Annotated in this window: 20 protein-coding genes; 18 read left to right on the top strand and 2 right to left on the bottom strand. The window is 49.1% G+C overall.

Annotation, left to right across the window (positions count from 1 at the left end):
• Positions 1-3 precede the first annotated feature (3 nt).
• Together MKZ07_RS14020 and MKZ07_RS14015 are read left to right on the top strand one after the other, a co-directional pair.
• Entirely contained in the window at positions 4-402 is a 399-nt protein-coding gene (locus tag MKZ07_RS14020; protein WP_341026193.1) for a hypothetical protein, read from the top strand.
• A 61-nt stretch (positions 403-463) separates the two neighbouring features.
• Positions 464-751, top strand: coding sequence for a hypothetical protein (locus MKZ07_RS14015; RefSeq protein WP_341026191.1), 288 nt, complete (start codon positions 464-466; stop codon positions 749-751).
• A 369-nt stretch (positions 752-1,120) separates the two neighbouring features.
• Here MKZ07_RS14015 and MKZ07_RS14010 read toward each other — a convergent pair whose 3' ends face one another.
• Positions 1,121-1,258, bottom strand: coding sequence for a DUF6809 family protein (locus MKZ07_RS14010; protein ID WP_341026189.1), 138 nt, complete (start codon positions 1,256-1,258; stop codon positions 1,121-1,123).
• A 120-nt stretch (positions 1,259-1,378) separates the two neighbouring features.
• Between MKZ07_RS14010 and MKZ07_RS14005 the strand changes: the two genes are divergently transcribed.
• The 9 genes from MKZ07_RS14005 to MKZ07_RS13965 all read left to right on the top strand — a co-directional run bounded on the left by MKZ07_RS14005 (position 1,379) and on the right by MKZ07_RS13965 (position 14,235).
• On the top strand, positions 1,379-1,759 hold the full coding sequence (locus MKZ07_RS14005) for a hypothetical protein (protein WP_341026187.1): 381 nt from the start codon (positions 1,379-1,381) through the stop codon (positions 1,757-1,759).
• A 200-nt stretch (positions 1,760-1,959) separates the two neighbouring features.
• Entirely contained in the window at positions 1,960-3,771 is a 1,812-nt protein-coding gene (locus MKZ07_RS14000) for an ABC transporter ATP-binding protein (RefSeq protein ID WP_341026186.1), read from the top strand.
• The gene (locus MKZ07_RS13995) at positions 3,764-5,530 is read left to right on the top strand and encodes an ABC transporter ATP-binding protein (RefSeq protein WP_341026184.1); all 1,767 of its coding nucleotides are present in this window, start codon (positions 3,764-3,766) and stop codon (positions 5,528-5,530) included. Before MKZ07_RS14000 ends, MKZ07_RS13995 begins: the two co-directional genes overlap by 8 nt.
• Before the next feature lie 574 nt (positions 5,531-6,104).
• Complete coding sequence (locus tag MKZ07_RS13990; protein ID WP_036699367.1) at positions 6,105-7,154, top strand: LacI family DNA-binding transcriptional regulator; 1,050 nt, start codon at positions 6,105-6,107, stop codon at positions 7,152-7,154.
• 267 nt (positions 7,155-7,421) lie between these two features.
• Entirely contained in the window at positions 7,422-8,390 is a 969-nt protein-coding gene (locus MKZ07_RS13985; RefSeq protein ID WP_036699368.1) for an ABC transporter permease, read from the top strand.
• 12 nt (positions 8,391-8,402) lie between these two features.
• On the top strand, positions 8,403-9,314 hold the full coding sequence (locus MKZ07_RS13980; RefSeq protein ID WP_036699369.1) for a carbohydrate ABC transporter permease: 912 nt from the start codon (positions 8,403-8,405) through the stop codon (positions 9,312-9,314).
• A 93-nt stretch (positions 9,315-9,407) separates the two neighbouring features.
• Complete coding sequence (locus MKZ07_RS13975; protein WP_036699370.1) at positions 9,408-10,994, top strand: ABC transporter substrate-binding protein; 1,587 nt, start codon at positions 9,408-9,410, stop codon at positions 10,992-10,994.
• Positions 10,995-11,251: 257 nt separating this feature from the next.
• Complete coding sequence (locus MKZ07_RS13970; RefSeq protein WP_036699371.1) at positions 11,252-13,636, top strand: glycoside hydrolase family 2 TIM barrel-domain containing protein; 2,385 nt, start codon at positions 11,252-11,254, stop codon at positions 13,634-13,636.
• A gap of 149 nt (positions 13,637-13,785) precedes the next feature.
• Complete coding sequence (locus MKZ07_RS13965) at positions 13,786-14,235, top strand: macro domain-containing protein (protein ID WP_036699373.1); 450 nt, start codon at positions 13,786-13,788, stop codon at positions 14,233-14,235.
• 27 nt (positions 14,236-14,262) lie between these two features.
• On the opposite strand, the gene MKZ07_RS13960 is transcribed toward MKZ07_RS13965, so the two are convergent.
• The gene (locus MKZ07_RS13960) at positions 14,263-15,060 is read right to left on the bottom strand and encodes a helix-turn-helix transcriptional regulator (protein WP_036699375.1); all 798 of its coding nucleotides are present in this window, start codon (positions 15,058-15,060) and stop codon (positions 14,263-14,265) included.
• A gap of 187 nt (positions 15,061-15,247) precedes the next feature.
• Between MKZ07_RS13960 and MKZ07_RS13955 the strand changes: the two genes are divergently transcribed.
• From MKZ07_RS13955 to MKZ07_RS13925, 7 genes are all read left to right on the top strand, one after another.
• Positions 15,248-16,261, top strand: coding sequence for a glycoside hydrolase family 5 protein (locus tag MKZ07_RS13955; protein WP_036699376.1), 1,014 nt, complete (start codon positions 15,248-15,250; stop codon positions 16,259-16,261).
• A 36-nt stretch (positions 16,262-16,297) separates the two neighbouring features.
• The gene (locus MKZ07_RS13950) at positions 16,298-18,244 is read left to right on the top strand and encodes an alpha-L-arabinofuranosidase C-terminal domain-containing protein (RefSeq protein ID WP_036699378.1); all 1,947 of its coding nucleotides are present in this window, start codon (positions 16,298-16,300) and stop codon (positions 18,242-18,244) included.
• A 246-nt stretch (positions 18,245-18,490) separates the two neighbouring features.
• Positions 18,491-19,510 carry a hypothetical protein gene (locus MKZ07_RS13945; RefSeq protein WP_036699380.1) on the top strand — a complete coding sequence of 340 codons (1,020 nt, stop codon included), beginning with the start codon at positions 18,491-18,493 and terminating at the stop codon, positions 19,508-19,510.
• Positions 19,511-19,534: 24 nt separating this feature from the next.
• The gene (locus tag MKZ07_RS13940; protein ID WP_036699381.1) at positions 19,535-19,957 is read left to right on the top strand and encodes a hypothetical protein; all 423 of its coding nucleotides are present in this window, start codon (positions 19,535-19,537) and stop codon (positions 19,955-19,957) included.
• A gap of 313 nt (positions 19,958-20,270) precedes the next feature.
• Complete coding sequence (locus tag MKZ07_RS13935) at positions 20,271-20,846, top strand: TetR/AcrR family transcriptional regulator (protein WP_036699382.1); 576 nt, start codon at positions 20,271-20,273, stop codon at positions 20,844-20,846.
• Between the two features lie 65 nt (positions 20,847-20,911).
• The gene (locus tag MKZ07_RS13930; RefSeq protein WP_036699383.1) at positions 20,912-21,523 is read left to right on the top strand and encodes a GNAT family N-acetyltransferase; all 612 of its coding nucleotides are present in this window, start codon (positions 20,912-20,914) and stop codon (positions 21,521-21,523) included.
• 840 nt (positions 21,524-22,363) lie between these two features.
• Positions 22,364-23,542: an ROK family transcriptional regulator gene (locus tag MKZ07_RS13925; protein ID WP_036699384.1), complete on the top strand. Its 1,179-nt coding sequence runs from the start codon at positions 22,364-22,366 to the stop codon at positions 23,540-23,542.
• Positions 23,543-23,584: the final 42 nt, after the last annotated feature.

Genomic DNA, 23,584 nt, shown 5'->3' with positions numbered 1-23,584 from the left:
AAGATGAATAAAAATATCTTAAGATTAATCTTGATTTTAGTTGCAGGTATGATTATTTGGGGTGGAATATCTCTGTATCGTTCTCCAACAAACGAAATCAATCATTACATATCTGAATTTCAGTTCAGTAAAAGTGACCCTATTTTATATCCTGTAAATATCTCTAAATTTCTTGCATTTAGCGAGCAGGAGAGTCTTCCCGCTCCATCAGTTAAACTAAATGTCCTCAAACGATCTTTAAATACTACTGAAGTATTAGCCAGTTTTGAAATAATGGTATATGGTCCCGAAAATGTATTGAAAGAGATATACTCCGGCCAACTGAAGTTTTTCTTAGTTCAAGACGGAATAGAATGGAAAATTAGTGCTGTTGAAGTTATAAATGAAATGAAACATAAATAACTACTAGTCTCTTCAGTGACAATGGAAATTAGGTGGGGATAAACACTTTGCATAGATTTAAGTGACTTTATTTGGAGAACCCATCTATAAAACCTCCAATATGGAAGATGCATATTGTTATATAATTCAAGTTAAAGATAATACATTGGATCATTGGATATTTACTGCTTATGAAGGTCAGAGTGGGCCGGCCATTGGATACGAAGGGGTTAATGATAAAGGAGCTGAACTTGCTGCAAATGCTCTTCTTGACGAATTAGACAAAGTTATTCCAAAAGACTTTGAGGAAATACTTTTTTATGAGGACTTTGAAACCACCATTACTTATGGTTATAAAGCCGGAGTATGATATTATAACGAGGAATTAGGTAATGTTAAATGATAAGGATTAATTATGCGAATTCCCTGAAAATTGTTTGTAATTCTTCGTTTCATCATATTCCCAAAGAAAAAGTCTATTAATGGACAATGCAGTTTTTTTCCCAGTCATCCTCAGCGCATTTTGAAATGGTAACTTGAATAACTTCCTTTATAGCTTCTAAGTTGAATTCAGGAACTACCAAAAACCCGCGGTCTCCGGTCACACCTCCTTCAGCAAAAACATGAACACCCTTTAGTTCCTTTTTACCTTTATATAACGATTAATTTGTTATTCATGAAGTCTTATCACCAACACCACTCAACCTACCAGCAAGCTCCTCCTCCCCCGTTAAAACCTCTACCATAATCCCCACTCCCAAGCGAAATCCATACTTGAAACTCTTTTTCTTAAAATAGAATACTGCGGGTCATTGGGTATGATATTTTCATCGGGATGCAAGTTGCCGTGATACAGGCTCTCTAGGATACTATCCACTTGCCCATCTCCTTCATCCTTAAAGTACTTTGTGTTCAACAATAAAAGATATAAACTGTTAAATCCACGTAGTATACTCTACAGAACGATAGAAATATGGTTTTTTTAAAGGAGGTACCCATGAAAAAGAGAAAATTACTGCTTTCATTCATTCTTCTATTTGTTATTGCCTACATCGCGTTTGGGGCATGGATATTGCATGATACCAAGCTCCTTTTAGAAGAAGCGATGAAAAGAGACGCTAATATGAATTACATGAGTCCTTCAGTATACAGCAAAATAAATCCTGTTGAACGTGGTATGACATCCGATGGCTTTGAGTACCATTCAAGCTCTCATCATATCGGTTTTGTATTGCCGCTACATTACTTCGCAGGTGCAAAAGTATATGTGACTCAGAAATATGATGACGATTATTTTGGATTCAGAGAACCTGTTCAGTTAACGCTGAAATTGAAAGCCGGGAAGTGGTACGCGACAAAGGTAAGTATTCAGCCCTAGCGGGAATATCATACTTGGCTCTAATGAAATGACTGCTGCCCACCCCGGCACAGTCATTTTTATTTTCCAGCCACCCAACCCCTATAATCTGACAGGTTATTCCTCCAGGATGGAAATGATACTATGAATTAGGGCACGCTTTGCGAGTCTTTCCTATTGTGATTCGTCCCTACTATAATTCATTCCAACAAGGAGACTACATGCTTACTTCAAGAAAATATACAGTATTCGATCTGATCAGGATTCCGCTTCGGGTGATTCCGGTGCAGACGGCGGCGGCGATAGGGTATATGCTGGTGGATGCTCTGATGCCTGCTTATCAGACGCTGGTGTTGGCTTATTTCATTAATACGGCGACCCATATTGTGAATGGGAGGGCGGAGTATTCGTTAATCTATAGGCCGCTAGCGCTGATTATGGTTTATGTGATCGTCACTCATCTGCTTCCCAGCCTGATGCAGCTCATAGAGTTGACGGGGCGCAACCGGCTGAATGTGCGGCTGAAGCGGGAGATGGTGCTCAAGCGGGCGCGGCTTGCATATCAGCATATTGAGAATAAGGAGACTGCGGAGTTAATCCATAGGGTGTGCGGAGATCCGGTGGGTCATTTCATGGGCGGGTTCAACAATCTGATGAATGGACTGAATCTGCTGATTGGGACCGCTTCGCTGCTTGTGATTGTGATGTCGTCCACGTTCATTACGGGGATTGTGATTGTGCTGGTTACGGTGCCTTTGTTCTATATCGCCATGAAGACGGGCAAGGCGAATTATGTGCTGGGGATGGATGCGCAGCGGATACGGAGGAGGAGTGCGGATCTGGCCCATATCCTGACCAGCCGGGAGGATGCGGAGGAACGCACGTTATTCGGGTATAGTCCGGCGCTCAGGGATCGGTACGACAAGCTGTATGATCAGACGTACGCGGTGGAGAAGAAGATACAGATCCGCAGCTTCCTTCATCTGAAAAGCGGCTCGATCATCGCCCTGCTGATCGGCATCATTATTGTGGCCTTGCTGCTACCAGCGCTGCACTTGGGCGAGCTGTCGATTGGCCTGTTCATCTCGCTGGTGACCGCGATCTTCAGCCTCGTGCAGAGGATGTCCTGGCAGTTAGCCGAGACGATGCAGGAGCATGCGCGGATGAAGGAGTATCTGAAGGACTTCTCTGCTTTTGCCGGACTCAGTGAGAAGACGGATGCTGCTGCTCTACCTGTGGAGCTAGACGGCTTCGTCTTTCAATCGCTGGAATTCAGGCAGGTGAGCTTCCGCTACCCCGATACGGAGAGATACATATTGAATCAATGCTCGTTCACTATGGTTAGCGGGAAGAGCTATGCCATTGTCGGAGACAACGGGGCCGGTAAGTCTACCCTGATCAAACTGCTTACCGGGATGTACGATACCTACGAAGGTGAAGTCTTCATTAATAATAGGAACCTGCGGGAGTACAGCTACCCGGAGCTGAAAGGCATCATTGCAGTAGTCTTCCAGAATTACGCCAAGTATGCATTGACGATACAAGATAATATCCGGCTGGGGGATATCCTGAAGCTGGATGAAGAAAGAATCCATCACTGTATAAGCGAGATGAATCTGGACGGGATGGTCCAGGGGCTGGAATCCGGTCTCAATTCCTATGTCGGCAAAATCAAAGAGAACAGCGTTGATCTCTCCGGTGGACAGTGGCAACGGCTGGCGATAGCGAGACTCTTGTATTCCAGCTCAGCTATCCATATCATGGACGAGCCTACGGCTGCCCTGGACCCCATAGAAGAGAGCCGGCTATATGAAATGTTCAGCAGCATCCGCGCAGACAGGTTCACCATTTACATCACCCACAGACTGGGCGCTGCGAGAATCTCGGATGAGATCCTGGTGGTGCGTAGCGGGCGGATTGCGGAGCAGGGCTCCCATGAGCAATTGATGGAAAAGCCGGACGGCATATACCGGAAGATGTTCGCCAGCCAGAAGTCGTGGTATGAAACAGAGAGTAAGGTGCAGCATGGATAGAATACAGGGGAAGGGATTCCTGAGGAACGGAGCCAGATGCCTGCGGCTGTTATTCCAGGTGAGTCCCGGGAAGTCTTACACATACATCGGCATTGCCTTGCTCCAGGCGGTCTCATGGGTGCTGCAGGTGTTATTGTTGCAGAGATTTTTGGATGCGGCTGCTGCCTATGCTACGGACCGAATAGACTTCAAGATGATTCTCTTTTCCTTAGGTGCGCTTGCCCTTATGTATCTGTTCTATCATATCATGGACGGACTCGGGAATTGTTATGAGGAGATTTACGGGCTAAGCGTGGGCAAGCACCTGAACCTGATGATTTTTAGAAGAGTAGATTCTCTGCAGGTCTCTGAATTCGAGGATACGAGGCGGCTGGATTATATCCACAAGGCTGTGAACGGGAGCGGCAAGCTGATGTGGATCGGGACTACCTTACTGGATATTCTGTTCTACTATACGACTTATTTCGTGTTCATCGGGTGGTATCTGTTCACGCTCAAGCCGGTGCTTGCGCTAAGTATTGTCGTCGTATTTGTTCCGGTGATGCTCTCTGAGTGGGTGATGATGTCCGCATTCAAGAATCTGGAGGCGGCATCTGCCCCGATCCGGCGGGAAAATGAGTACTATGAACAGTGCTTGACGGACAAAGCGTATCTCTCGGAGACCCGATTGCTGGGAGCTACTTCCTTTTTCGAGAATCTGTATACCTCTGCCCTGCAACGGTTGAACGCTATTGTACTTCGGACGCAGGTACGCAAGCATCTCGTTCAGCTCATTCTGAATATAGTGACGGTTATTGGCTATGGCCTGATCGTGTATATGCTGTTTGTGTCTGTGATGAAGCAGGAGATTTCTATTGGAGCTTTTGCGGCGGTGCTTGCTTCGATTGGCAGTCTATACCGGTTCATGAACAAGCTAATCACCGAGAGAATCGCCTGGGCTACGGAGAATATCGGTTCTACTGAGAATTTTCTGGACTTCATAACCGAACCGGCCGAGGAAAACAGCAGCATGCCAAGGCCCGAAGACAGTGATATTGAGTTACAAGGTGTCCGGTTCCGCTATCCGCTGGCGACCCGCAATGCGGTGGAGCAGATCAATCTAATCATTCCGGACAAGCAGACGCTGGCGATTGTAGGCGAGAATGGAAGCGGGAAGACCACACTGTGCCGCATCATTATGGGGTTATACCCGCCAACGGCAGGAGAAGTGTGGTACGGGAACGTGGAGGCTTCGCGGATTAGCTATGAGCGAACGTCGGCTGTTTTTCAACATTATCGCAAGTATAATGAGACCATCCGGGAGAATGTGCGGATCAGCCAATATTCGAAACCAGCAGATGTCGCAGTAGTATCCGTGTGTGTGGAGGCCGGGGTGCTTTTATCCGGTGAAGGGGTTAAGGAAGGGCTGGATACGATGCTGGGACGCGAGTTCGGCGGCACGGATCTATCCGGCGGTCAGTGGCAGCGTGTAGCGATTGCGCGCGGATTGTTCCGGGACAGCGACTGTATGATCTTGGATGAACCTACGGCGGCCATCGATCCTCTGGAGGAGACCCGTCTGTATAACGGCTTCGCCGCCCTGTGCCGGGATAAAACCGCAATCCTCGTCTCCCACCGATTAGGCTCTGTGAAGCTCGCGGACCGAATTCTCGTGATGAAGGACGGACGGATCGTGCAAGACGGCACGCATGAGAAGCTCATGAGCACGGCGGGCGAGTACCGGACGATGTATGAGGCGCAGCGGAAGTGGTATGTGTAGGGGAAGGGGACACAGGCTTAACCCGTACTTTTTCAAAACCTCCCTTTTGGAGTTCGTTATAGTTCCCGTGTGTGTATTTTATGGTGTCTCCAGCGTTGTGTATAAGGGCCAGGGGCTCGATGATTTCAAGGGTCAGATCGTCTGTTCTAGCCGTATCTAACGCATCTGCATTTTCAAACTTTAGATAATTGGCATCTACTGAAACGGTTTCTATTAAATACGAATCGGGTTGTGAAGTTGCTGATTGGGAGTCTGTTTGCCTCAAGTAGACACCAACCATAATAGGAAGAGCAGCCAGACCTGCAATTATGAAACTTCTTGTTCTACGGTTGATCATCACTTCATCTCCCTATTCAGATCCTTTATACTAAAATTATACCCTATCTCATGTATTATGCCTGTTACCTGCTTGATTAACTTGATAGTGAGTGCCATGGAATGAAACCGATTACATCAGAGTAAAGCCTGGATTCAAAGTGGGGAGGAATAGCAATAAATGGTTTACTAATACAGAGCTAAACGATAAGATGAAGCCAAAACCAGTTATTGCCGATGGGCAAAGAGAGGAAGCAGAATGAAGCCCGTTACCGTATATGATATCGCGAGGGAAGCCAACGTCTCGGTTGCCACTGTATCCAGAGTGCTTAATAATACCGCCCCCGTCAAAAAAGAAACGAGAGAGCGGATTACTGCGCTGATTGACAAGCACCAGTTTCAGCCCAACGCGCTTGCGCGAAGCCTGATCCGCAAAGAAACCGGGATGATCGGGTTCATCCTGCCGGATATAACCAACCCGTTTTTTCCGGAGGTTCTGGCCAGCTTTGACCGGGAGACGAGAAAACTGGGCTATACCTGTTTTTTGTGCGATACCGTCTCTTCGGACGAGGAGACAGACCGCCAGTATGCGCGGGAATCACAGTATCTGGGGATATTGATGGAGAAGCAGGTCGATGGCATCGTGATGATAGGCGGCAGGCTGGATTTGTCCAAGCCGGATGAATCGCTGGTGCGGGAGGTAGAAGAAGCGGCCAAACGTGTTCCGGTGCTGATGATTAACGGAAATCTGCCCAACACGAAGATTCACAGGGTGGCGGTCGACCAGAGGCTGGGGGCGGAGCTGGCTGCACAGCATTTAATCGATCTTGGACACCGGGATATCGCCGTCATTGGCGGTTTCGTGCATATGTCCAATACGCAGCAGCGGCTTCAAGGATTCCGGACGGCTATGCGAAACAACGGTCTGGAGGTCCGTAAAGAATGGATGGTTCATGGGGGATTCTCTGTCAATATGGGCTTCAAGTTTGCAGAACAGGTGCTGAATTTGCCGGATCGGCCTACAGCTATCATATGTATGAACGACCTGGTGGCCATCGGCGCACTGAAAGCGGCTGACCGGGCGGGACTTGCCGTGCCGGCAGAATTGTCCATTGTTGGTTATGATGATATTCCATTTGCGTCCTTCAGCATTCCTGAGCTGACTACGGTTTCACTGATGGCGAACGAAATCGGCCATCTTGCGGCAGAAATGCTGCACAAGCTGATTGCCGGCAAAAACGTGCCCCGTTTACATTCGGTTATTCCCGAGCTAAGGGTACGCCAAACGACAGCGCCTCCCCAGAAATAATGGATTTAAAAATATAAATTAATAGTTGACTTTGAAATAACGAGGGCTTATTCTGTTGAAGAAAGCCCTTACATTTTGATTTTTAATGAAACCCATTTCACCTATAATCCGATTACTTGCTGAATGAACAAGGAAACTCCCTGGGAAATTTGCGAGAAGAAGAGAGACAGGATGAATAACGGGTTTCATTTTTTTATTTAATTGTGAAATGGGTTTCATTAATTTAACAGTCGGTAGCTGCTATCTAATCAATTAAGGAGGGGTCTTATGTCTACTGCTTCACCTGCCCAATTGACAGAGAAGAGGTATACCAAACCCAAGCGCGGCCGCTGGAAACGTTTTAAGAACAACAAGACATTGCTGCTGATGTGCTTTCCGGCGATAGCGTTTTTTCTCATCTTTTCCTATATGCCTATGCCTGGGCTGTATCTGGCGTTTATCAAGTACAACTATTCTGACGGCATCTTCGGAAGCGCCTTTGCCGGGCTGGAGAATTTCCGGTTCCTTGTCATGACGGGTGATCTGTGGCGCCTGACCTTCAATACCATCGCTTATAACATCGCGTTTATCCTCCTTGGGAACATGCTTCAGATTACGGTCGCTGTACTGTTGAACGAGATGCGGTCCAAATGGTTCAAAAAAGTATCCCAAACCATGATGTTCCTGCCGTATTTCGTATCCGCCGTTCTGATCGGCCTCATCGCCTACAACATTCTGAGCTATGATTATGGCATTTTGAACTCGGTCCTGCACTCCTTGGGACTTGATCCGGTGAAGGCTTACTCGAGTCCGGGGGCGTGGCCTTTTATCATAGTCATCACGTATTTATGGCAAAGCACCGGATATGGCTCTATTGTGTATTTCGCCGCCATTATGGGGCTGGACAGTGAGATTGTGGAGGCTTCGGAGATCGACGGAGCCAATGCTTTTCAGCGTATCCGGTATATCGTACTGCCTTGGCTCAAACCGACCTTTATCATTCTGCTGCTGTTCTCGCTTGGCGGAATCCTTAAGGGGAACTTCGGATTATTCTTCAATCTGGTGGGGGCTAACAACACAGCGTTATACGCCTCTACGGATATTATCGAGACCTATGTGTTCCGCTCGCTGATGACCAACTTCAACTTCTCGATGGGCAGTGCGGTCAGCCTGTATCAGTCCTTGTTCGGATTCATCGTTGTTCTAACTGCTAACTGGCTGGTCAGAAAGGTATCGCCTGACAATTCACTTTTTTAGGAGGACTTGCCCATGGATGAGACTTTTGTAAGCGCACGCAAAAAAAAGGATACCAGCGGCCTTGTCGTTCAGTGGATCGGATATCTGTTTATCGGCTTGTTCGCCCTCTGCTGCCTGTTGCCGTTCTTGCTGGTGCTGGGCACCTCCTTCACCTCCGAGTCGGCCATCAAACTCTCCGGCTTCAACTTCTGGCCCAAAGAATTCAGTACGTTCGCTTATAAAATCGTGTTTGAGAATCCCGATCTGATCATCGGATCGTATATTGTAACCATAGTTATGACGATTGTAGGTACAGCGATCGGCCTGCTGCTGGTGGCTATGACGGGATATGCGCTGCAGCGGCCGGACTTCATGTACCGCAATAAAATTTCTTTCTTCATTTACTTCACTACACTGTTCTCTGGAGGTCTGGTGCCGTTCTACCTGCTCATCACCCAGTATCTTCATTTAAAAGATAACTATCTGGCGGTTCTGCTTCCTGGTCTGCTAAGTCCGTTCCTGATCATTATGATGAAAAGCTTCGTCCGCTCTATTCCTCATGCCATTACGGAATCGGCGAAGATCGACGGAGCGGGCGATTTTACGATTTTCCTCCGGCTGATTCTGCCCATGACCACGCCCGCCCTGGCCACAATCGGGCTGTTCATCGCCTTGGGTTACTGGAACGAATGGTATAACTCCATGCTGTTTCTGTCGCCAGATATGAAATATCGCACCTTGCAGCTTTTTTTGTATAACGTGATCACCAGTGCCGATTTTGTCCGTAATTCCGCTGCCGCCTCGAATGTGCAGCTTCGTGATGTGCCGCTCGAGTCCATGAAGATGGCGACAGCCGTAGTTGCCACGGGTCCAGTCATTTTGTTCTACCCGTTCGTACAGCGCTACTTCATTAAGGGTATCACTGTAGGGGCCGTAAAAGGCTGATCTTCCAGACCCTTCAATTCTACTGCAACGATGTGCCAAGGCAATCAAGCCTTCTCACATAAAGTAAATTAAATACAGGGAGGTTGTACAAGAATGGGGATCAAAAAAGCATCAGGCATGTTGTTGACACTCCTCTTACTGTTTACGCTGGCCGCCTGCGGTGGCGGAAATAATGCGGCTAACAATGGGGCAAATACGACGAATGACACTGGAAACAAAGACAGCTCGGCGCCGGACACCTCCAAGTTCGTAAAAATCAGTTATGTAGTGCTGGGTGATAAGCCGAAGAATGGACAATTCGAAAAGGTGCTGGCCAAGGTCAATGAAATTATGAAAGAAAAAATCAATGCCGAGCTGGAATGGAAATGGGTCGAATGGGCCGATTGGCAGACCAAATACAACTTGCTGCTGGCCTCTGGGGAGAAGGTTGATCTGATCACCATCGGAACAGATTGGCTCGATACCTGGGCCAATGCGCAGCGCGGAGCCTTCATGAATCTGGATGAGCTGCTGCCGAGGTATGCACCGGAAACCTGGAAATCCGTCCCGGAGAAGGATTGGAACGAGAGCCGTTACAACGGCAAAATTGTGCTGATTCCTGAGAATGATTACACGCAATGGGTCAACCATGGATTCTTCTACCGCGGCGACTGGGCGAAGGAGGCCGGGCTCAACGAACCGATCAAAAATTGGGAGGAAATTGGCCAGTATCTGCAATATATCAAAGACAACAAGCCGGATGTCATTCCATGGGATATGGCTTCCGGTGCGGTGACATGGGGAGGCTATATTCAGTCCTATACGGATAACCTGGACCTTCCGCTCTCTACAGGCTACATGCCCGTATTTACAGCGGTATCGAACGATGAGAAATATACCGTAGCTGAACCCATCTTCAGCGATCTCTTCCTGAATTATGCCAAGCTTATGAAAGAATGGGCTGATAAAGGATTCTGGCGCGAGGATGCGCTCAATAACAAAAATGACAACCGTATAGCCCTCAAGGCCGGGTTATCCGGTCTGGACCAGCATCACACACAGACCTTCTCCACGCTGCGAGTAGAGATGGACAAAGCAGAGCCAGGCTCTGAGCTGCAGATGTTCCCGTTCAACCGGACCGGCGGGAAGAATCTGATGGAGCTGTCGATTACGCACGGCGGTACCTCCCTAGGTGCCCACAGCAAAAATCCGGAGCGGGCGCTGATGGCGTATGATTTGATCCGCAACAACGAGGAAATCTATCATCTGATCAACTATGGTATTGAAGGCGTTCAATATGAGATCAAGGATGGAAAAAGAACATTGCCAGCCAACTACAATGAAGCTTCTGACAGCTTCTATGCAGATTTCTGGGGTGGCCGAATGGATAAATTCGAAATCCCAAGTGAGACGGTGTGGAGTGAAATCGGCACACTCTATGACGAATACGACAAAATCAAAATTCCGTATCCTTACGGTCAGTTTGTCTTCGACAAAACTCCTGTGGAAAGTGAACTGACTGCGATCTCGCAGGTGGCCGGGGAGCTTGGGCCGGCTATCAACTTCGGGAAGGTAAGTGATCCAGCCAAAGCAGTGGAGGAGTTCAGAGCCAAAATCAAGACTGCCGGATATGATAAAGTCAAGGCTGAATTGCAGAAGCAGCTGGATGCGTTCAAGAAAAAAATGGAAGATGCGAAATAAACGGCTATATAAATTGAACTGAAAAATTTAAGTTAAAGGAAAAGTGGCGGAGGGGAATTTTGGAACTGGAGGAGCGGGAGCGTCCGCCTTTGTCTGCGGATTTCAACCGTTAAAAACGGGATAAATCAAGAAATCTGCAGACAACAGCGGCCGGAAGTCCAAAACTTCTCTGGAGTCACGGTTAATCCTAAAACCTAAAAATCATTAGTTCAATTTATCTAATAACCTATTCTTAAGACCGGATAAAGGAGAAGCGCATGAACGAGTCCAGAAGCAAGATATGGCTTAATGCGGAGTGGTGTTTCAATCGCGGGGATGTACCTGAGGCATGGTACAAGGGATATGACGACAAAGATTGGCGTGAAGTCACACTTCCGCATGACTGGGCCATCGAGGCTGATTTTTCCAGAGATTATTCCAGCGGCAGCGGATATCTGCCCGGCGGAACCGGCTGGTACCGCAAGCATATTGTGTTGCCGGACCGGCTGGAGGGCAAGCGTGCGTACCTTACCTTTGAGGGCGTCTACAACCATTCACAGGTCTGGGTTAACAGCTATTATTTGGGCAAACGGCCTTATGGTTATAGCACGTTCACTTATGAAATCACGGATCTGCTGGTGTATGGCGGAGCCGTGAATACCATTGCGGTAAAGGTGAACCATGCGGAGACAGCAGACACCCGCTGGTACACCGGTTCAGGGATCTACCGTGATGTATATCTGACATTTACGCATGACATTCATGTTGCAGAGTACGGTGTTTTTGCATCGACAGCTGAAATTGGCCGGGAATGGGCGGAGCTGCAGGTCGAGACCCGGATTATGAACGAAACAGGGGAACCGGCAGAGATCTGTGTACGTCATACTCTTGTGGATGAGGAGGGTGTCGAATCGGGTACCTCGGCCAATCTGCTCGCGGCGGCGGGCGGTACGGAATTCAGTCAACAGGTCATTCAAGTGAAGGAACCGAAGCTCTGGTCGCCGGAAGCCCCCAACATGTATACGCTTCTTACAGAAGTTATCTGGAAGGGTGCAACGGTTGATGAGGTCCGCACTCCCGTTGGCCTCCGGAGCATTCAGTTCGATCCGGCAGAAGGGTTCAAGCTGAATGGAGAGGCTCTTAAGATCAAGGGAGTCTGTGTGCATCATGACGCCGGTTGCCTCGGCGCTGCCGTTCCTGGCGATGTCTGGGTCCGGCGGCTGCGCTACCTTAAGGAAATGGGCTGCAATGCAATCCGCATGAGCCATAATCCGCCGGCTCCGGTTCTCCTGGATTTATGCGATCAAATGGGATTTATGGTGATGGACGAAGCTTTTGATGAATGGGAGGGCGTCAAAAACAAGTGGTCTACCGGACATAATGTATATCCTCCAAAGCACTTCGGCTATTATGAGGATTTCCCGGACTGGGGCATTACGGATATTCAGGAGATGGTGCAGCGTGACCGAAACCATCCTTCTATTATTATGTGGAGTATTGGCAATGAGGTAGACTATCCTAATGATCCGTACTGTCACCCCTACTTCCAGACGATGACCGGCAACAATGATGCCAACAAGCCTGCTGAAGAACGTGTATATGATCCGAACAAGCCGAATGCTGAACGTCTTGCTGTCATAGCCGGTAAATTGGTGGAGGCTGTGAAGGCATGTGACAAGACAAGGCCAGTAACGGCTGCGCTTGCTTATCCGGAACTAGCCAATCTTATCGGTTATTCCGATACGCTCGACGTGGTCGGCTATAACTACAGAGAGTCTTTATACCAAAAGGATAGGAGCTCTTACCCGGACCGTGTGCTCTATGGCAGCGAGAATTCTCCGGGACTGCAGGAGTGGCTGGCGGTCCGCGATAACACCGATATTTGCGCACAGTTTATATGGACTGGAATCGATTATCTGGGAGAAGCGCATGGCTGGCCGATACGGGCTTCGCAGGCAGGGTTCATGGACCTTGCCGGCTTCCCGAAACCAAGCTATTACTACCGTCAGAGTCTGTGGAGCGATACGCCGATGGCTTATCTCGCAGTCCGCAGGGCAGATGAACCGGGAATATCTGACACTGGTGGACGGTCAGGTGGCGAGCCAAGCTGGAACTGGGAGCCGGGCGAGCGGTTGATCGTAGACGGCTATACCAATCTGGCGGCTGCGGAACTGTACCTTAACGGCAAGCTGCTGGGGCGAGGACATCCGGATGAGAGCGGGGAGCTGCTGCTGAGCTGGGAGGTGAACTTTGAACCGGGAACGCTGCTTTTAACGGGGAAAGACCAACAGGGCAGAACGGTCAAGCGGGAGTTGCATACGGCAGCAGCGCCGGAGCAGCTAAGGCTGACAGCCGATACCCTGCAGTTGCGGGCCAACCTGCGGGATATCGTCCATGTGGAGCTGGAAATTGTGGATTCGGCGGGCATTGGGGTATATAGCGCTGAGGTTCCTGTCACAGTGACCGTAGAGGGCGCGGGTAAATTACTGGGATTGGAGAATGGAAATGTGCAGGATCTGGAGCCTTACCGTTCCCATACCCGAAGTACCCATCACGGCAAGCTGCTGGCGTATATCAGGACCGGAGCAGTCTCCGGAACGATTAAGGTCACTGCGGTCACTCCAGGACTATCGCCGGCAGAGTTTGAAATAAGCTCTTTATAGATAGCAATTGCATTATGGAGGGCATGACGACGCTATTCGGTTTCTCCGAATGGTGTCGTCTTTTTCTCAATTTCCAAGCTGATAATGATATAATCCTACATAAAAGCTCTACTAAGCTATCTAAAGTCACAACAAACAAGGAGAAAACCATGGCCATCCAACTCGTAAACGGCGATCTACTAGAAGCTAGTGAAGATATTCTGGGGCACCAGGTGAATTGCCAGGGGGTGATGGGTTCGGGAATTGCGAAGATCCTGCGGGACCGTTATCCGAATTTATATCCTGAGTATAAAAAGTATTGTGACCAGTACACACCTGACGGGTTGCTCGGACACTGCCAGCTGGTGCAGACGGGCGCGAAGTACACGGCGAATCTGTTCGGTCAGCTGAACTATGGAAGGAGCAAAACCCGGTATACGGATTATGCTGCGCTGGAGCAAGCGTTAACTACACTGAAGACAGAAGCACAGGCCAAGGGGCTGTCTGTGGCGCTCCCGTACAATATTGGCTGTGGGCTGGCAAATGGGGAGTGGAGTGTGGTAGAGGAGATGATCGGGAAGGTTTTTGCAGACTATGAAGTTACTTTGTATAAGATTTAAATATCACTAAAAATAAAGCCAGATTGCTTACAAGCGGTCTGGCTTTATTTTGTGCTCCCTGTACTGGGTGGGCGTCTGCCCCGTCTGCTGCTTGAACTGGCGCATGAAGTGAATCTCGCTGGCGTAGCCGCTCATTTCGGCGATTTTTTTGACGGAGGTGTCTGTGGTGGTGAGCAGGTATTTCGCATGTTCGATCCGGCTGGTAATGACGTCGGCCATCGGGCTTACGCCGAAGAAGTCCTTGTACAAGTGCTGGAAGCAGGACCGGCTCATGGTCAGCTCGTGGGACAGTCCATCTATCGTCCAGTTCAGGAAGGGCTGGTTGTAGATTTTGGTGCGGATAATGGACATCTTGTTGTAATGCGTGTTGCCGACTTCCTTCTGGGTTGAATGAATCCGGTTGCTGAGCTTAATGAAGAATAATTGCAGATATAATTCAATGGTCTCGTCCTTATGCGGGTTCTCGGAATAAGCCTCATAGCACAAATTGTTAATGATAATCGACAGCTCGTTCAGGTCGCCAATCGGGATCACTTCATCCCTGGGGATCGCCAGCCGGTCCAGTAGCGCTTCATCCCCCGGCTTGTCCAGCCGGAAATGGAACCAGTCATTGGTGAACTGTGACCCGTAAGCCCGGTAGAACTGGGGCGTATGTTCACTGTACAGAATGAAGGAATCTGGACCTGTCACCCGGCTCTCTCCCTCCAAAGTGAAGATGGCTGGGGTCTTCAGCAGCAGCAGCATATAGTCTCCTGACCCTTGGGGCCTGTTGATAATAAAATCCGCGTCATGGCTGTGATTGTAGCCGATATTGTGTATGTTCATATGAACCTCCTGCGCAGCAGATAGGTCTATTGTAGAAGCTAAGGGTGCCTTTTGTAAATGAGGATTGCACAATAAGTTAGTACTTACGCACGATGTGTAATTGTTCTGCGGCCCGGGTTTATCTATGCTTAAGACAGGTAGCAGTAAGAGCTTACAATGAAGGCTGAGGCCGGAGAGGATGATTGTGATGAAAGAATGGATTGGTTATACCAGAGGGGTGAATCTCGGAGGCTGGCTGTCCCAGTGTCCGTATCAGCATGCCCATTATGAGAGCTTCATTACAGAGAAGGATATCGAGACGATTGCCTCCTGGGGTCTGGACCATGTCCGGCTGCCGGTGGATTATGAAGTGATAGAGGATACGGGGAATGCTGAGACTTACGCCGGGTTCAAGCATATCGACAATTGCATCCGCTGGTGTGCTGCCCATGGGCTGAATCTCATTATTGATCTGCATAAAACACCGGGCTTCTCCTTCAACAGCGTGGCCGAGAATTCCCTGTTCGATGATCCTGCGCTCCAGGAGCGGTTCCTGGATCTGTGGAAGGCGATTGCCAGCCGGTATGCCAGTTATAAGGATACTGTGGCTTTTGAATTGTTGAATGAGATTGTGGAGAAGGACAGCAGCCGCTGGAATGCGCTGGCTCACCGGACAATTGCCGAGATCCGCAAGCACGCCCCGGAGACCAAAATCGTTATCGGCGGCATTCAGTGGAACAGCGTGCACACCCTCGTGCTGCTAGATCAGCCGTATGACGAGAATATCGTGTACACCTTCCACTTCTACGAGCCGTTCCTGTTCACACACCAGCGTGCGGCTTGGGTGGAACAGATGCCTAAGAGCAGTATGGAGTATCCGGGTGACCTTGCGAACTACCGCAGTACTTCGGCGGCTATTGGCGCTTTTGGCTCCGGGCTGCATGCAGAAGGTATCCACGAGATGGGGCCGGCGTACATGACCAGTCTGATTCAGAACGCGATTGATGTCGCTGCCGAGCGGAATGTGTATTTGTACTGCGGGGAATATGGCGTTATTGAACAGGCCCCGTCACAGAGCGTAGTGAACTGGTACAAGGATGTGCATGGAGTGTTCGAGCAATACAAGATCGGCCGGGCCGCATGGACGTATAAAAAGATGGATTTCGGCATCTCCGACCGTTACGAGAGCAGCATTACGTCTGAGGTTATTTCTTATTTGTGAGCGGCTTAATACTCTTTATGAAGCGAGGTCTTATAAATGAAAATACAAATTACAGATAAACCCGGAGTATCGATCTCCAAGGGAATGATAGGGCTCTTCTTCGAGGATATCAACTATGGTCTGGACGGCGGGCTGCATGCCGAGATGATTGAGAACCGTTCCTTTGAGTTCATGAAGGCACAGGGCGACAGGGGGAGCTACAGCGAGAGCCATGACGGTCTTTATGGCTGGACAGCTTATCCCGCAGAGGCCAGCGGAGCCATGCTTCAGATTGGGGCGGAGCATCCGCAGAATGAGGTGAATCCCCATTACCTGGCGTTTACCGCCGGGGAGACGCAGAACGCTTTTACCAATAAGGCCTATGATGGCGTGTCTCTGAAGCCGGGACTTACGTATGAGGTATCCTTCTATGCCAGAGCGGAGGGGTATGCAGGGGGCATTGAAGTTTCGGTTGAGAAGAATAGCACAGTTATGGCGCAGGCTGTCATCGCGACAGCGGTAGGGGAAGAGTGGACACGCTATACAGCGCAGCTTAGCAGCATTGAGCCTGTATCGTATGGGGATTTCGTCATCCGGCTGGATGCGCCGGGCACGGTCTGCTTCGACTTCATCTCCATGATTCCCTCCGATGCGGTGCTGGCTCTGTTCCGCCGGGATCTGGTCGGGCTGCTGGAGGAGATGAAACCAGGCTTCCTGCGGTTCCCCGGAGGTTGTATTGTTGAGGGTTATAACCTGGAGAACCGCTACCAGTGGAAGCGGAGTGTAGGAGCCGCCGAGCAGCGCAAGAATAACAGCAGCCGCTGGGCGCTGCACGGGAATAATGAAGAGAATCAGTACACGAGCGAGTACAGCCACTATAATCAGAGCCTGGGGATTGGGTTCTATGAGTATTTTCTGCTGTGTGAATACCTGGGGGCGCGGCCGATTCCGGTGCTGAATGTCGGGCTGGCCTGCCAGTTCCAGTCTACTGAGCATGTGGGCGTACATGATGATGATTTCCAGGAGTATATTCAGGATGCGCTCGATTTGCTGGAATTCGCCAACGGACCGGTGGATTCACCTTGGGGCCGCCTGCGGAGTGAGATGGGCCACCCTGAGCCGTTCGGGCTGGAGATGATCGGGATCGGCAATGAACAGTGGGAGACGGAGCATGCGGACTTTTTCACCCGATACGATCTGTTCGAGCAGGCGATTCATGCAGCGTACCCGTCTGTGCAGCTGATCGGTTCTGCCGGGCCGGATGTCAGCTCAGATAACTACACCCGGGCGTGGGAATATTACCGGAAGCGGGCTGAGGGTAATCCGAATTTCGTCTACGCTATCGATGAGCATTACTATGTGAAGCCGGAATGGTTGTGCGAGAACGTGCATTTCTATGATGAGTATCCACGTAATATCAAGGTATTCGCCGGGGAGTATGCAGGCCATTATGGCAACGGGATGAATATGCCGCACTTCAACAGCTGGGGCGCTGCGCTGGCAGAAGCCGCATTCCTGACGGGCCTTGAGCGCAATGCCGATATCGTCGTGCTGGCCTCTTATGCGCCGTTGTTCGCCAGACTTGGCTACGCCCAGTGGTCGCCGGACATGATCTGGTTCGATGGCGAGAACAGCTATGGCACGCCAAGCTACTATGTGCAGCAACTGTATAGTACACTGATGGGAACGAAGGTGCTGCAGACGGAGCATGACCAGGAGGAGATTCCTTACACTGTTTCTTTTGATGAGGAGCAGCAGGTTCTGTATGTGAAGCTGGTGAACACGCAGGACCGTACCGTTCGGGTGGAGCTGGAGACGGCGCTGGGCTTGAACGGACGCGGGGTGGCCTATGTGATGCAGGGCGAGGAGACGGAAGTGAACTCGATTGAGACTCCGCGCAACATCGCACCTGCCAGTGTGCCGCTTGAGACCGCAAGCCGGATGGTTTATACACTGGAGCCGAAGTCGTTCCATGTGCTGCGGATGGAGTGTGGGGTGGAGTAAAATAAGGCGGGCTGAGCTGAGGTGAAGCTCACAAGAATAGATTGTACGAAGATAAGGGGAGACGGGAAGTTGCCGTCTTCCCTTCTTTTTGCGGCAATGAAAAGAGTAATTCCAGTTAACATAAGACAATTTTATTTTATTCCATTCATAGCTATTAAATTGAAATTTAGTGATTTAATTCATATTTATGCATGTAAACTATAGGTACATTAATAGATAAAATAACATAATGTGGAGGTTAATAGTATGATTGGAAGAAAGGTTTTTAAAACAGCCGCTATTTCTTGTCTTACATTAGCATGGTCCTTTCCCGTTTATGCGGATAAGGTGGAAGTTCATGATCATTCTGGAATGGAAATGCATGAACATGCTTCTATGCAAAATCAATCATCTGAAGTGAGTGATACTTCTTCTATGGTTCATGGTGTGTTAGAAACTAAATATTCTTACACTGGAATGACGCTCGATCAAGTTAGAAGTCATTTTGAGAAACTAAACTTGAATCTTGAGGACCTCGTTGCTCAATCAACAATTAGTATTGATGATGGTGTTGCATCTATTAATACAGAACTCCCGGAAGCAACCGTATTACTTGATAATCAATCCGTTGAAGTTGTGGATAAAGAGTTTATGTTTCATGAAGTGACACCTGGTGCCCATGATTTGCAGGTGTATAGTTACGATACTTTAGTATATGATAGCGAAATCAATATTGAAAAAGGTACTAACCAGCTTCCCGTAGAAGTAAATTTAGACATTAATGAAATTGTTGAAAGAGCAAAAGAGAAAATGGAAAATCCACAAGAGAAATCTATTTCTATAAACGACGTTCTTTTTCAGCCACAAACCGATTCATTTGTGACTCCTATGTCTGACCCGGATAGTTGGAATGGTTATCATGTCGGGCAAATTTTAGGTAAAGGGAAAGGGAAAATGTTACTATTAACTAATCAAGGGCATGTTAGTTGCAATAAATCAGATTATGATCAAGGAGCCAACTTTCCGTACAACAATTCAGACTGTGCCCTAGCAGTTTCAGGAGGTGCGCTCTTTCAATCAAATAAAGTCTTGTATAGCGCCTATGAACAAGGGGTGTTCTGTGTAAAGGAAGCTATGAATTCTGTTGAGAATCCTTCTGCAGCGAATGGTTGGTGTAACTGGCAAGCTAAACCAAACGCGGTATTCGTCCATAACTATCTTAATAAAGGTTACAATTGCTCAAGTTTCATGTTCTTAGGTAATGATGAACGATTAAATAAATTTTAATTAATCTGGAGGCGGTTTATAATTATGAGAAAGACAATAATTGTTTTTTATAGTACAGTTATTATCTTTTTTATAATAATCTTTATTGTAATGTATAGTTTGTTCAAACCAGATAATCCACAAGAAAACTTTGAAATAACATTTGGCTACAATATTAATGATTCAAATCTTGCCTTTGTTGATTCAGCATCTGCATTTACCAAACGGGAAGGTCTTAAAGCGCAAATTTCCTTCCCAGATTCTATAAAAAATGATTTTGATGCTACTTTTAAAGTAAAACGTCAGTCGGATGGAAATATAGTTATTGAGCAGAAATTTGAAAATAAGGTTGGAGTCTCGGGGCAGTTAATAACCTTGAATGTATCTGATTGGCCTTCCGGGATGTATGAGTGTACCTATGAATCAAACAACGAAATTCTTGCTGAAGAAACACTAATACTCAAGTGAAAATCTAATTTCAGTGTTTCGCTAAAATGGTAAATTTCGGGGAGCTAGTGTTGAGGTATTCCGTGCAACAATTTTGCATGGTAAGTAAGAAGAAACAAGCAAGTTACCAGTTATGTGTGCCGGTAGCTTGTTTGTTTTTTTGTAATGAACCAATAGTTACTCCTTCAGCCAACGCGCATTGAACAATTTGACACCGCCAACATCCCGGTATAAAATAAACTAAAATGATAGATTAATTTATCATTTTAATCACTTTAATATCATTAAGTTAACAAACCTATTACTCATTCTAAAGCAGAGGCAGGCCATATTCATGAAAATCAGTGTCAAAGATACCAAACGAAAGGCTATTCTGGATGCGTCTACGGAGCTGTTGGCGCTCAAGCAGACGGCTACGCTGCAGGAGATCGCGGATCACGCAGGGGTTGGAATTGCGACGCTGCACCGCTACTTTTCCACCAGGGAGCTGCTGCTGGATGCGCTGGCGCTGAATGCGATCGGGCTGGTGGAAGAAGCGCTTGGGGGCGTTACCGCAGAGGAGCACGATATGCTTCCATTCCTGACGGAAGTGTTCGAGGTGCTGATTCCATTGGGCGGCAAGGTGTCTTTTCTCAGCAGCGCCGCCTCCGTGGACGAGAATCCGCATATTGTAGCCGAGGAAGCACGGATCAAGCAGCCGCTGCGGGAAGCGGTGGAGGGCTGGCAGGCACGCGGTCTGCTGAATGCCGGAATGACCGCCCACTGGATCATAACGGTCATGTATAATCTGTTGTTCGTTGCCTGGCAGGAGATCCAGAAGGGGAATCTGGCGAAGAATGACGCTCCGAAGCTGCTGGTTCATACAGTCCTCCAAGGCTTCGGCAGAACAGGGCATGGGGACGGCAGGTAACCGTGAAGAGGGCTCGTTCTCCAAGATGAATAGAATCTGTAGTGGAATAATAAGGAGGAATGTGTATGTCAACACTGCAAGTAGAGATCGTAGACCGCTTGGATGAAGAACAGAAACGTGAGGTCGCCAGGCTATACTATCAGGCTTTTACCTTGAAATTCAGCGGAATATGGATCTTCTCCCGTAAAGAGCAGGATATTGTGGATGTTCTGAGCCGCTGTCTGCATTATGACAAGGCCCTGTATGCGGTGTATGAGGGAAGGGTCGTAGGCTTTGCTGGTCTGGAGATAGGCGTTGGCTTCTTCATGACACTGAATTACCGTTCGCTCAGACAGACCTTCGGGCTGCTCGGTGGCGCTTGGCGCTATGCAGCCTATGGCATCTTCCGCCTGCTCCATGGCAATACCCCCTCTAATGCAGTGCATATCGATCCGCTTGTAGTGTCCGAGCAGGCCAGAGGGCTGGGCGTCGGAACCCGGCTGCTGGAGGCCGTCTTCGCGTGGTCTCGGGAGGCGGACCGCAGTAAGGTGCTACTGGAGGTTGTCGATACCAATCCGCTGGCGAAGAAGCTGTATGAGCGGGTGGGCTTCCGGACCTTCAAGGTGCAGAATACCCGGTTATTCTCCTCGCAGGCCGGCTTCCACAAAGTGCTGCATATGGAGAAAATGCTGAATTAGCCTGGCACGCATTCCCGGTCCGCAGGAGGATCTGCGGACTTTTGCGATTAGTGGTGGGGGGCGGACTGAGATTCCGCTATTGTGGATTTACAGCGCCATAGTGACTTTTGGCGGACTGACAATCCGCTATTGCTGCTCAAACAGGCTGTTTGGGTGACTTCTAGGGCGGATTGCGGAATCTCTGTCCTCGAACAAGCGAATAAGTAGCAATTTCGGCAATATAGCGGAATCTCAGTCCCCAACATGAGGCTCGTACACATCAGTTCCTCCCCCCAAGCTCGTCGCAAAATCGTATATTCCAAGAATCCGCAGAGCTGATCTGTGGGTTCTTGCTGCTGGGGAGGGAGGGGCAGACCTGACCGGGAAAAGGGCCGAGCGAATGCTGCGGATGGTCAAGTGTGCATAGGTAATAGAAAGTGTGTGGTCAAGGGCATCGGCTAAACTGCTATGGCCAAGTTTTCAAAGTGGCTGCGGACTGAGATTCCACTATTGTGGATTTTCAGGGCCAAATGAACCTTTGGCGGACTGACAATCCGCTATGCTGCTCAAACAGGCTGTTTGGGTGACTTCTAGGGCGGATTGCGGAATCTCTGTCCGCGAACAAGCGAATAAGTAACAATTTCGGCAAAATAGCGGATTCTCAGTCCGTGCCATCAGGCTCGTACACATCAGTTCCTCCCCCCAAGCTCGTCGCAAAATCGAATATTCCAAGAATCCGCAGAGCTGATCTGTGGACTACTGTTTTATTAGGGTCTGGATAAATCGCCCGAAAGACTGTATATTAGACTTTATATTAAGTTAGTAAACTTAATTAACTATATATAGAACGGAGTATGAATCGTGAAAATTCAAACGGCCGGGACCCCCAAGGTCATGCGCAATCTGAATGAATTTCTGATTCTGGACCGGATCATCAGCGGCGGACCGCAATCCAGAGCGGATCTTAGCCGGTATACGGGCTTAAGCAAGCCTACCGTATCCTCGGCCATTGCTCATCTTATAGAACGCGGACTGGTCAGAGAGACCGGCAGAGCGGAGAACACCCAGGGCCGCAAAGCGACTCTAGTGGAATTCAACCCGAAATGCTTCTTTACCTTAGGGGCAGAGGTGGGGGGAAGCAGCCTGCGGATAGCACTTGCGGATATGAGCGGAGAGATCTGCTATTACAAGCAGCTGTCTATGCCGGAGAGCGGACTGACAGAGGCGGTGTGCCAAGACTTTCTGGTGCAGAGCATAGAGGGAATGCTTGCGGATTCCGGGATTTCCCGGGAGAAGCTGCGGGCCGCAGCCTTCGGGATTCCAGGCGTAGTGGACCCGGCAGATGGCAGCGTATCTGACCTGGTTGCCCCGCTGCGCGGGTGTGAAGGGGTGCTCGCAAGGACTAATCTGGCCCAGCTGTTCCCCGTGCCTGTCGTGACGGAGAATGATGTCAACCTCGCGGCTCTGGCGGAGTATACCTCTTCGGGGATGGAGGTAAGCGGCTCTCTGCTGTACTTCTCCATCGGCGAAGGAACCGGGGGCGGTCTCATTATCCACGGGGAGATCTACCGGGGGCTTGGCGGCGGTGCAGGCGAACTTGCCAATCTGATGCTGAGCGCAGGCAGGCTGGAGAATGTACTATCTGCAGACGGATTAAGGCAACTGGCTAACCGGATGGCAAAAGAACACACAGGTGCAAGTGATACGGCGTATCTGCTGTCCATACCTGGAGAATTAGCGGAGCAGATATGGGATGATGTGCGCAGAGGTGAGCCTCTTGCACTGGCTATTATCGAAACTTACTGCAATCTGCTTGCAGAGGCAGTGGGCAGTATTTGTACAGTGATGGCTCCAACGACTGTGGTCCTTGGAGGCGAACTGGGCAGCCATGGTGAGATCCTGCTGGAGAGGCTGGAATCCCGGCTGGGCGGACTTCACCGGAAGCCCCGGCTGGCTGCTTCCAGCCACGGGGACAAGGATGTAGTTCATGGAGCGGTCCAGACCGCGGTCCAATTGGCTTTTCGTGAGATGCGGGCATAAGGAGCATAAGCTTATATTAAATAGAATGACGGGGGAATCCTA

The organism is Paenibacillus sp. FSL P4-0338 (genome assembly GCF_038002365.1).
Lineage (GTDB): Bacteria > Bacillota > Bacilli > Paenibacillales > Paenibacillaceae > Paenibacillus_AQ.
The sequence above is the reverse complement of the archived record's forward strand: the minus strand, read 5'-3'. Positions and strand labels throughout refer to the sequence as shown.

Bases quoted from the DNA above. Each gene is read 5' to 3' on its own strand.
- MKZ07_RS13970 (WP_036699371.1), top strand. From the start codon at position 11,252: ATGAACGAGTCCAGAAGCAAGATATGGCTTAATGCGGAGTGGTGTTTC.
- MKZ07_RS13990 (WP_036699367.1), top strand. From the start codon at position 6,105: ATGAAGCCCGTTACCGTATATGATATCGCGAGGGAAGCCAACGTCTCG.
- MKZ07_RS13965 (WP_036699373.1), top strand. From the start codon at position 13,786: ATGGCCATCCAACTCGTAAACGGCGATCTACTAGAAGCTAGTGAAGAT.
- MKZ07_RS13985 (WP_036699368.1), top strand. From the start codon at position 7,422: ATGTCTACTGCTTCACCTGCCCAATTGACAGAGAAGAGGTATACCAAA.
- MKZ07_RS13980 (WP_036699369.1), top strand. From the start codon at position 8,403: ATGGATGAGACTTTTGTAAGCGCACGCAAAAAAAAGGATACCAGCGGC.
- MKZ07_RS13955 (WP_036699376.1), top strand. From the start codon at position 15,248: ATGAAAGAATGGATTGGTTATACCAGAGGGGTGAATCTCGGAGGCTGG.
- MKZ07_RS13945 (WP_036699380.1), top strand. From the start codon at position 18,491: ATGATTGGAAGAAAGGTTTTTAAAACAGCCGCTATTTCTTGTCTTACA.
- MKZ07_RS13930 (WP_036699383.1), top strand. From the start codon at position 20,912: ATGTCAACACTGCAAGTAGAGATCGTAGACCGCTTGGATGAAGAACAG.
- MKZ07_RS13975 (WP_036699370.1), top strand. From the start codon at position 9,408: ATGGGGATCAAAAAAGCATCAGGCATGTTGTTGACACTCCTCTTACTG.
- MKZ07_RS13960 (WP_036699375.1), bottom strand. From the start codon at position 15,060: ATGAACATACACAATATCGGCTACAATCACAGCCATGACGCGGATTTT.
- MKZ07_RS13995 (WP_341026184.1), top strand. From the start codon at position 3,764: ATGGATAGAATACAGGGGAAGGGATTCCTGAGGAACGGAGCCAGATGC.
- MKZ07_RS14005 (WP_341026187.1), top strand. From the start codon at position 1,379: ATGAAAAAGAGAAAATTACTGCTTTCATTCATTCTTCTATTTGTTATT.
- MKZ07_RS13950 (WP_036699378.1), top strand. From the start codon at position 16,298: ATGAAAATACAAATTACAGATAAACCCGGAGTATCGATCTCCAAGGGA.
- MKZ07_RS14020 (WP_341026193.1), top strand. From the start codon at position 4: ATGAATAAAAATATCTTAAGATTAATCTTGATTTTAGTTGCAGGTATG.
- MKZ07_RS14000 (WP_341026186.1), top strand. From the start codon at position 1,960: ATGCTTACTTCAAGAAAATATACAGTATTCGATCTGATCAGGATTCCG.
- MKZ07_RS13940 (WP_036699381.1), top strand. From the start codon at position 19,535: ATGAGAAAGACAATAATTGTTTTTTATAGTACAGTTATTATCTTTTTT.
- MKZ07_RS13935 (WP_036699382.1), top strand. From the start codon at position 20,271: ATGAAAATCAGTGTCAAAGATACCAAACGAAAGGCTATTCTGGATGCG.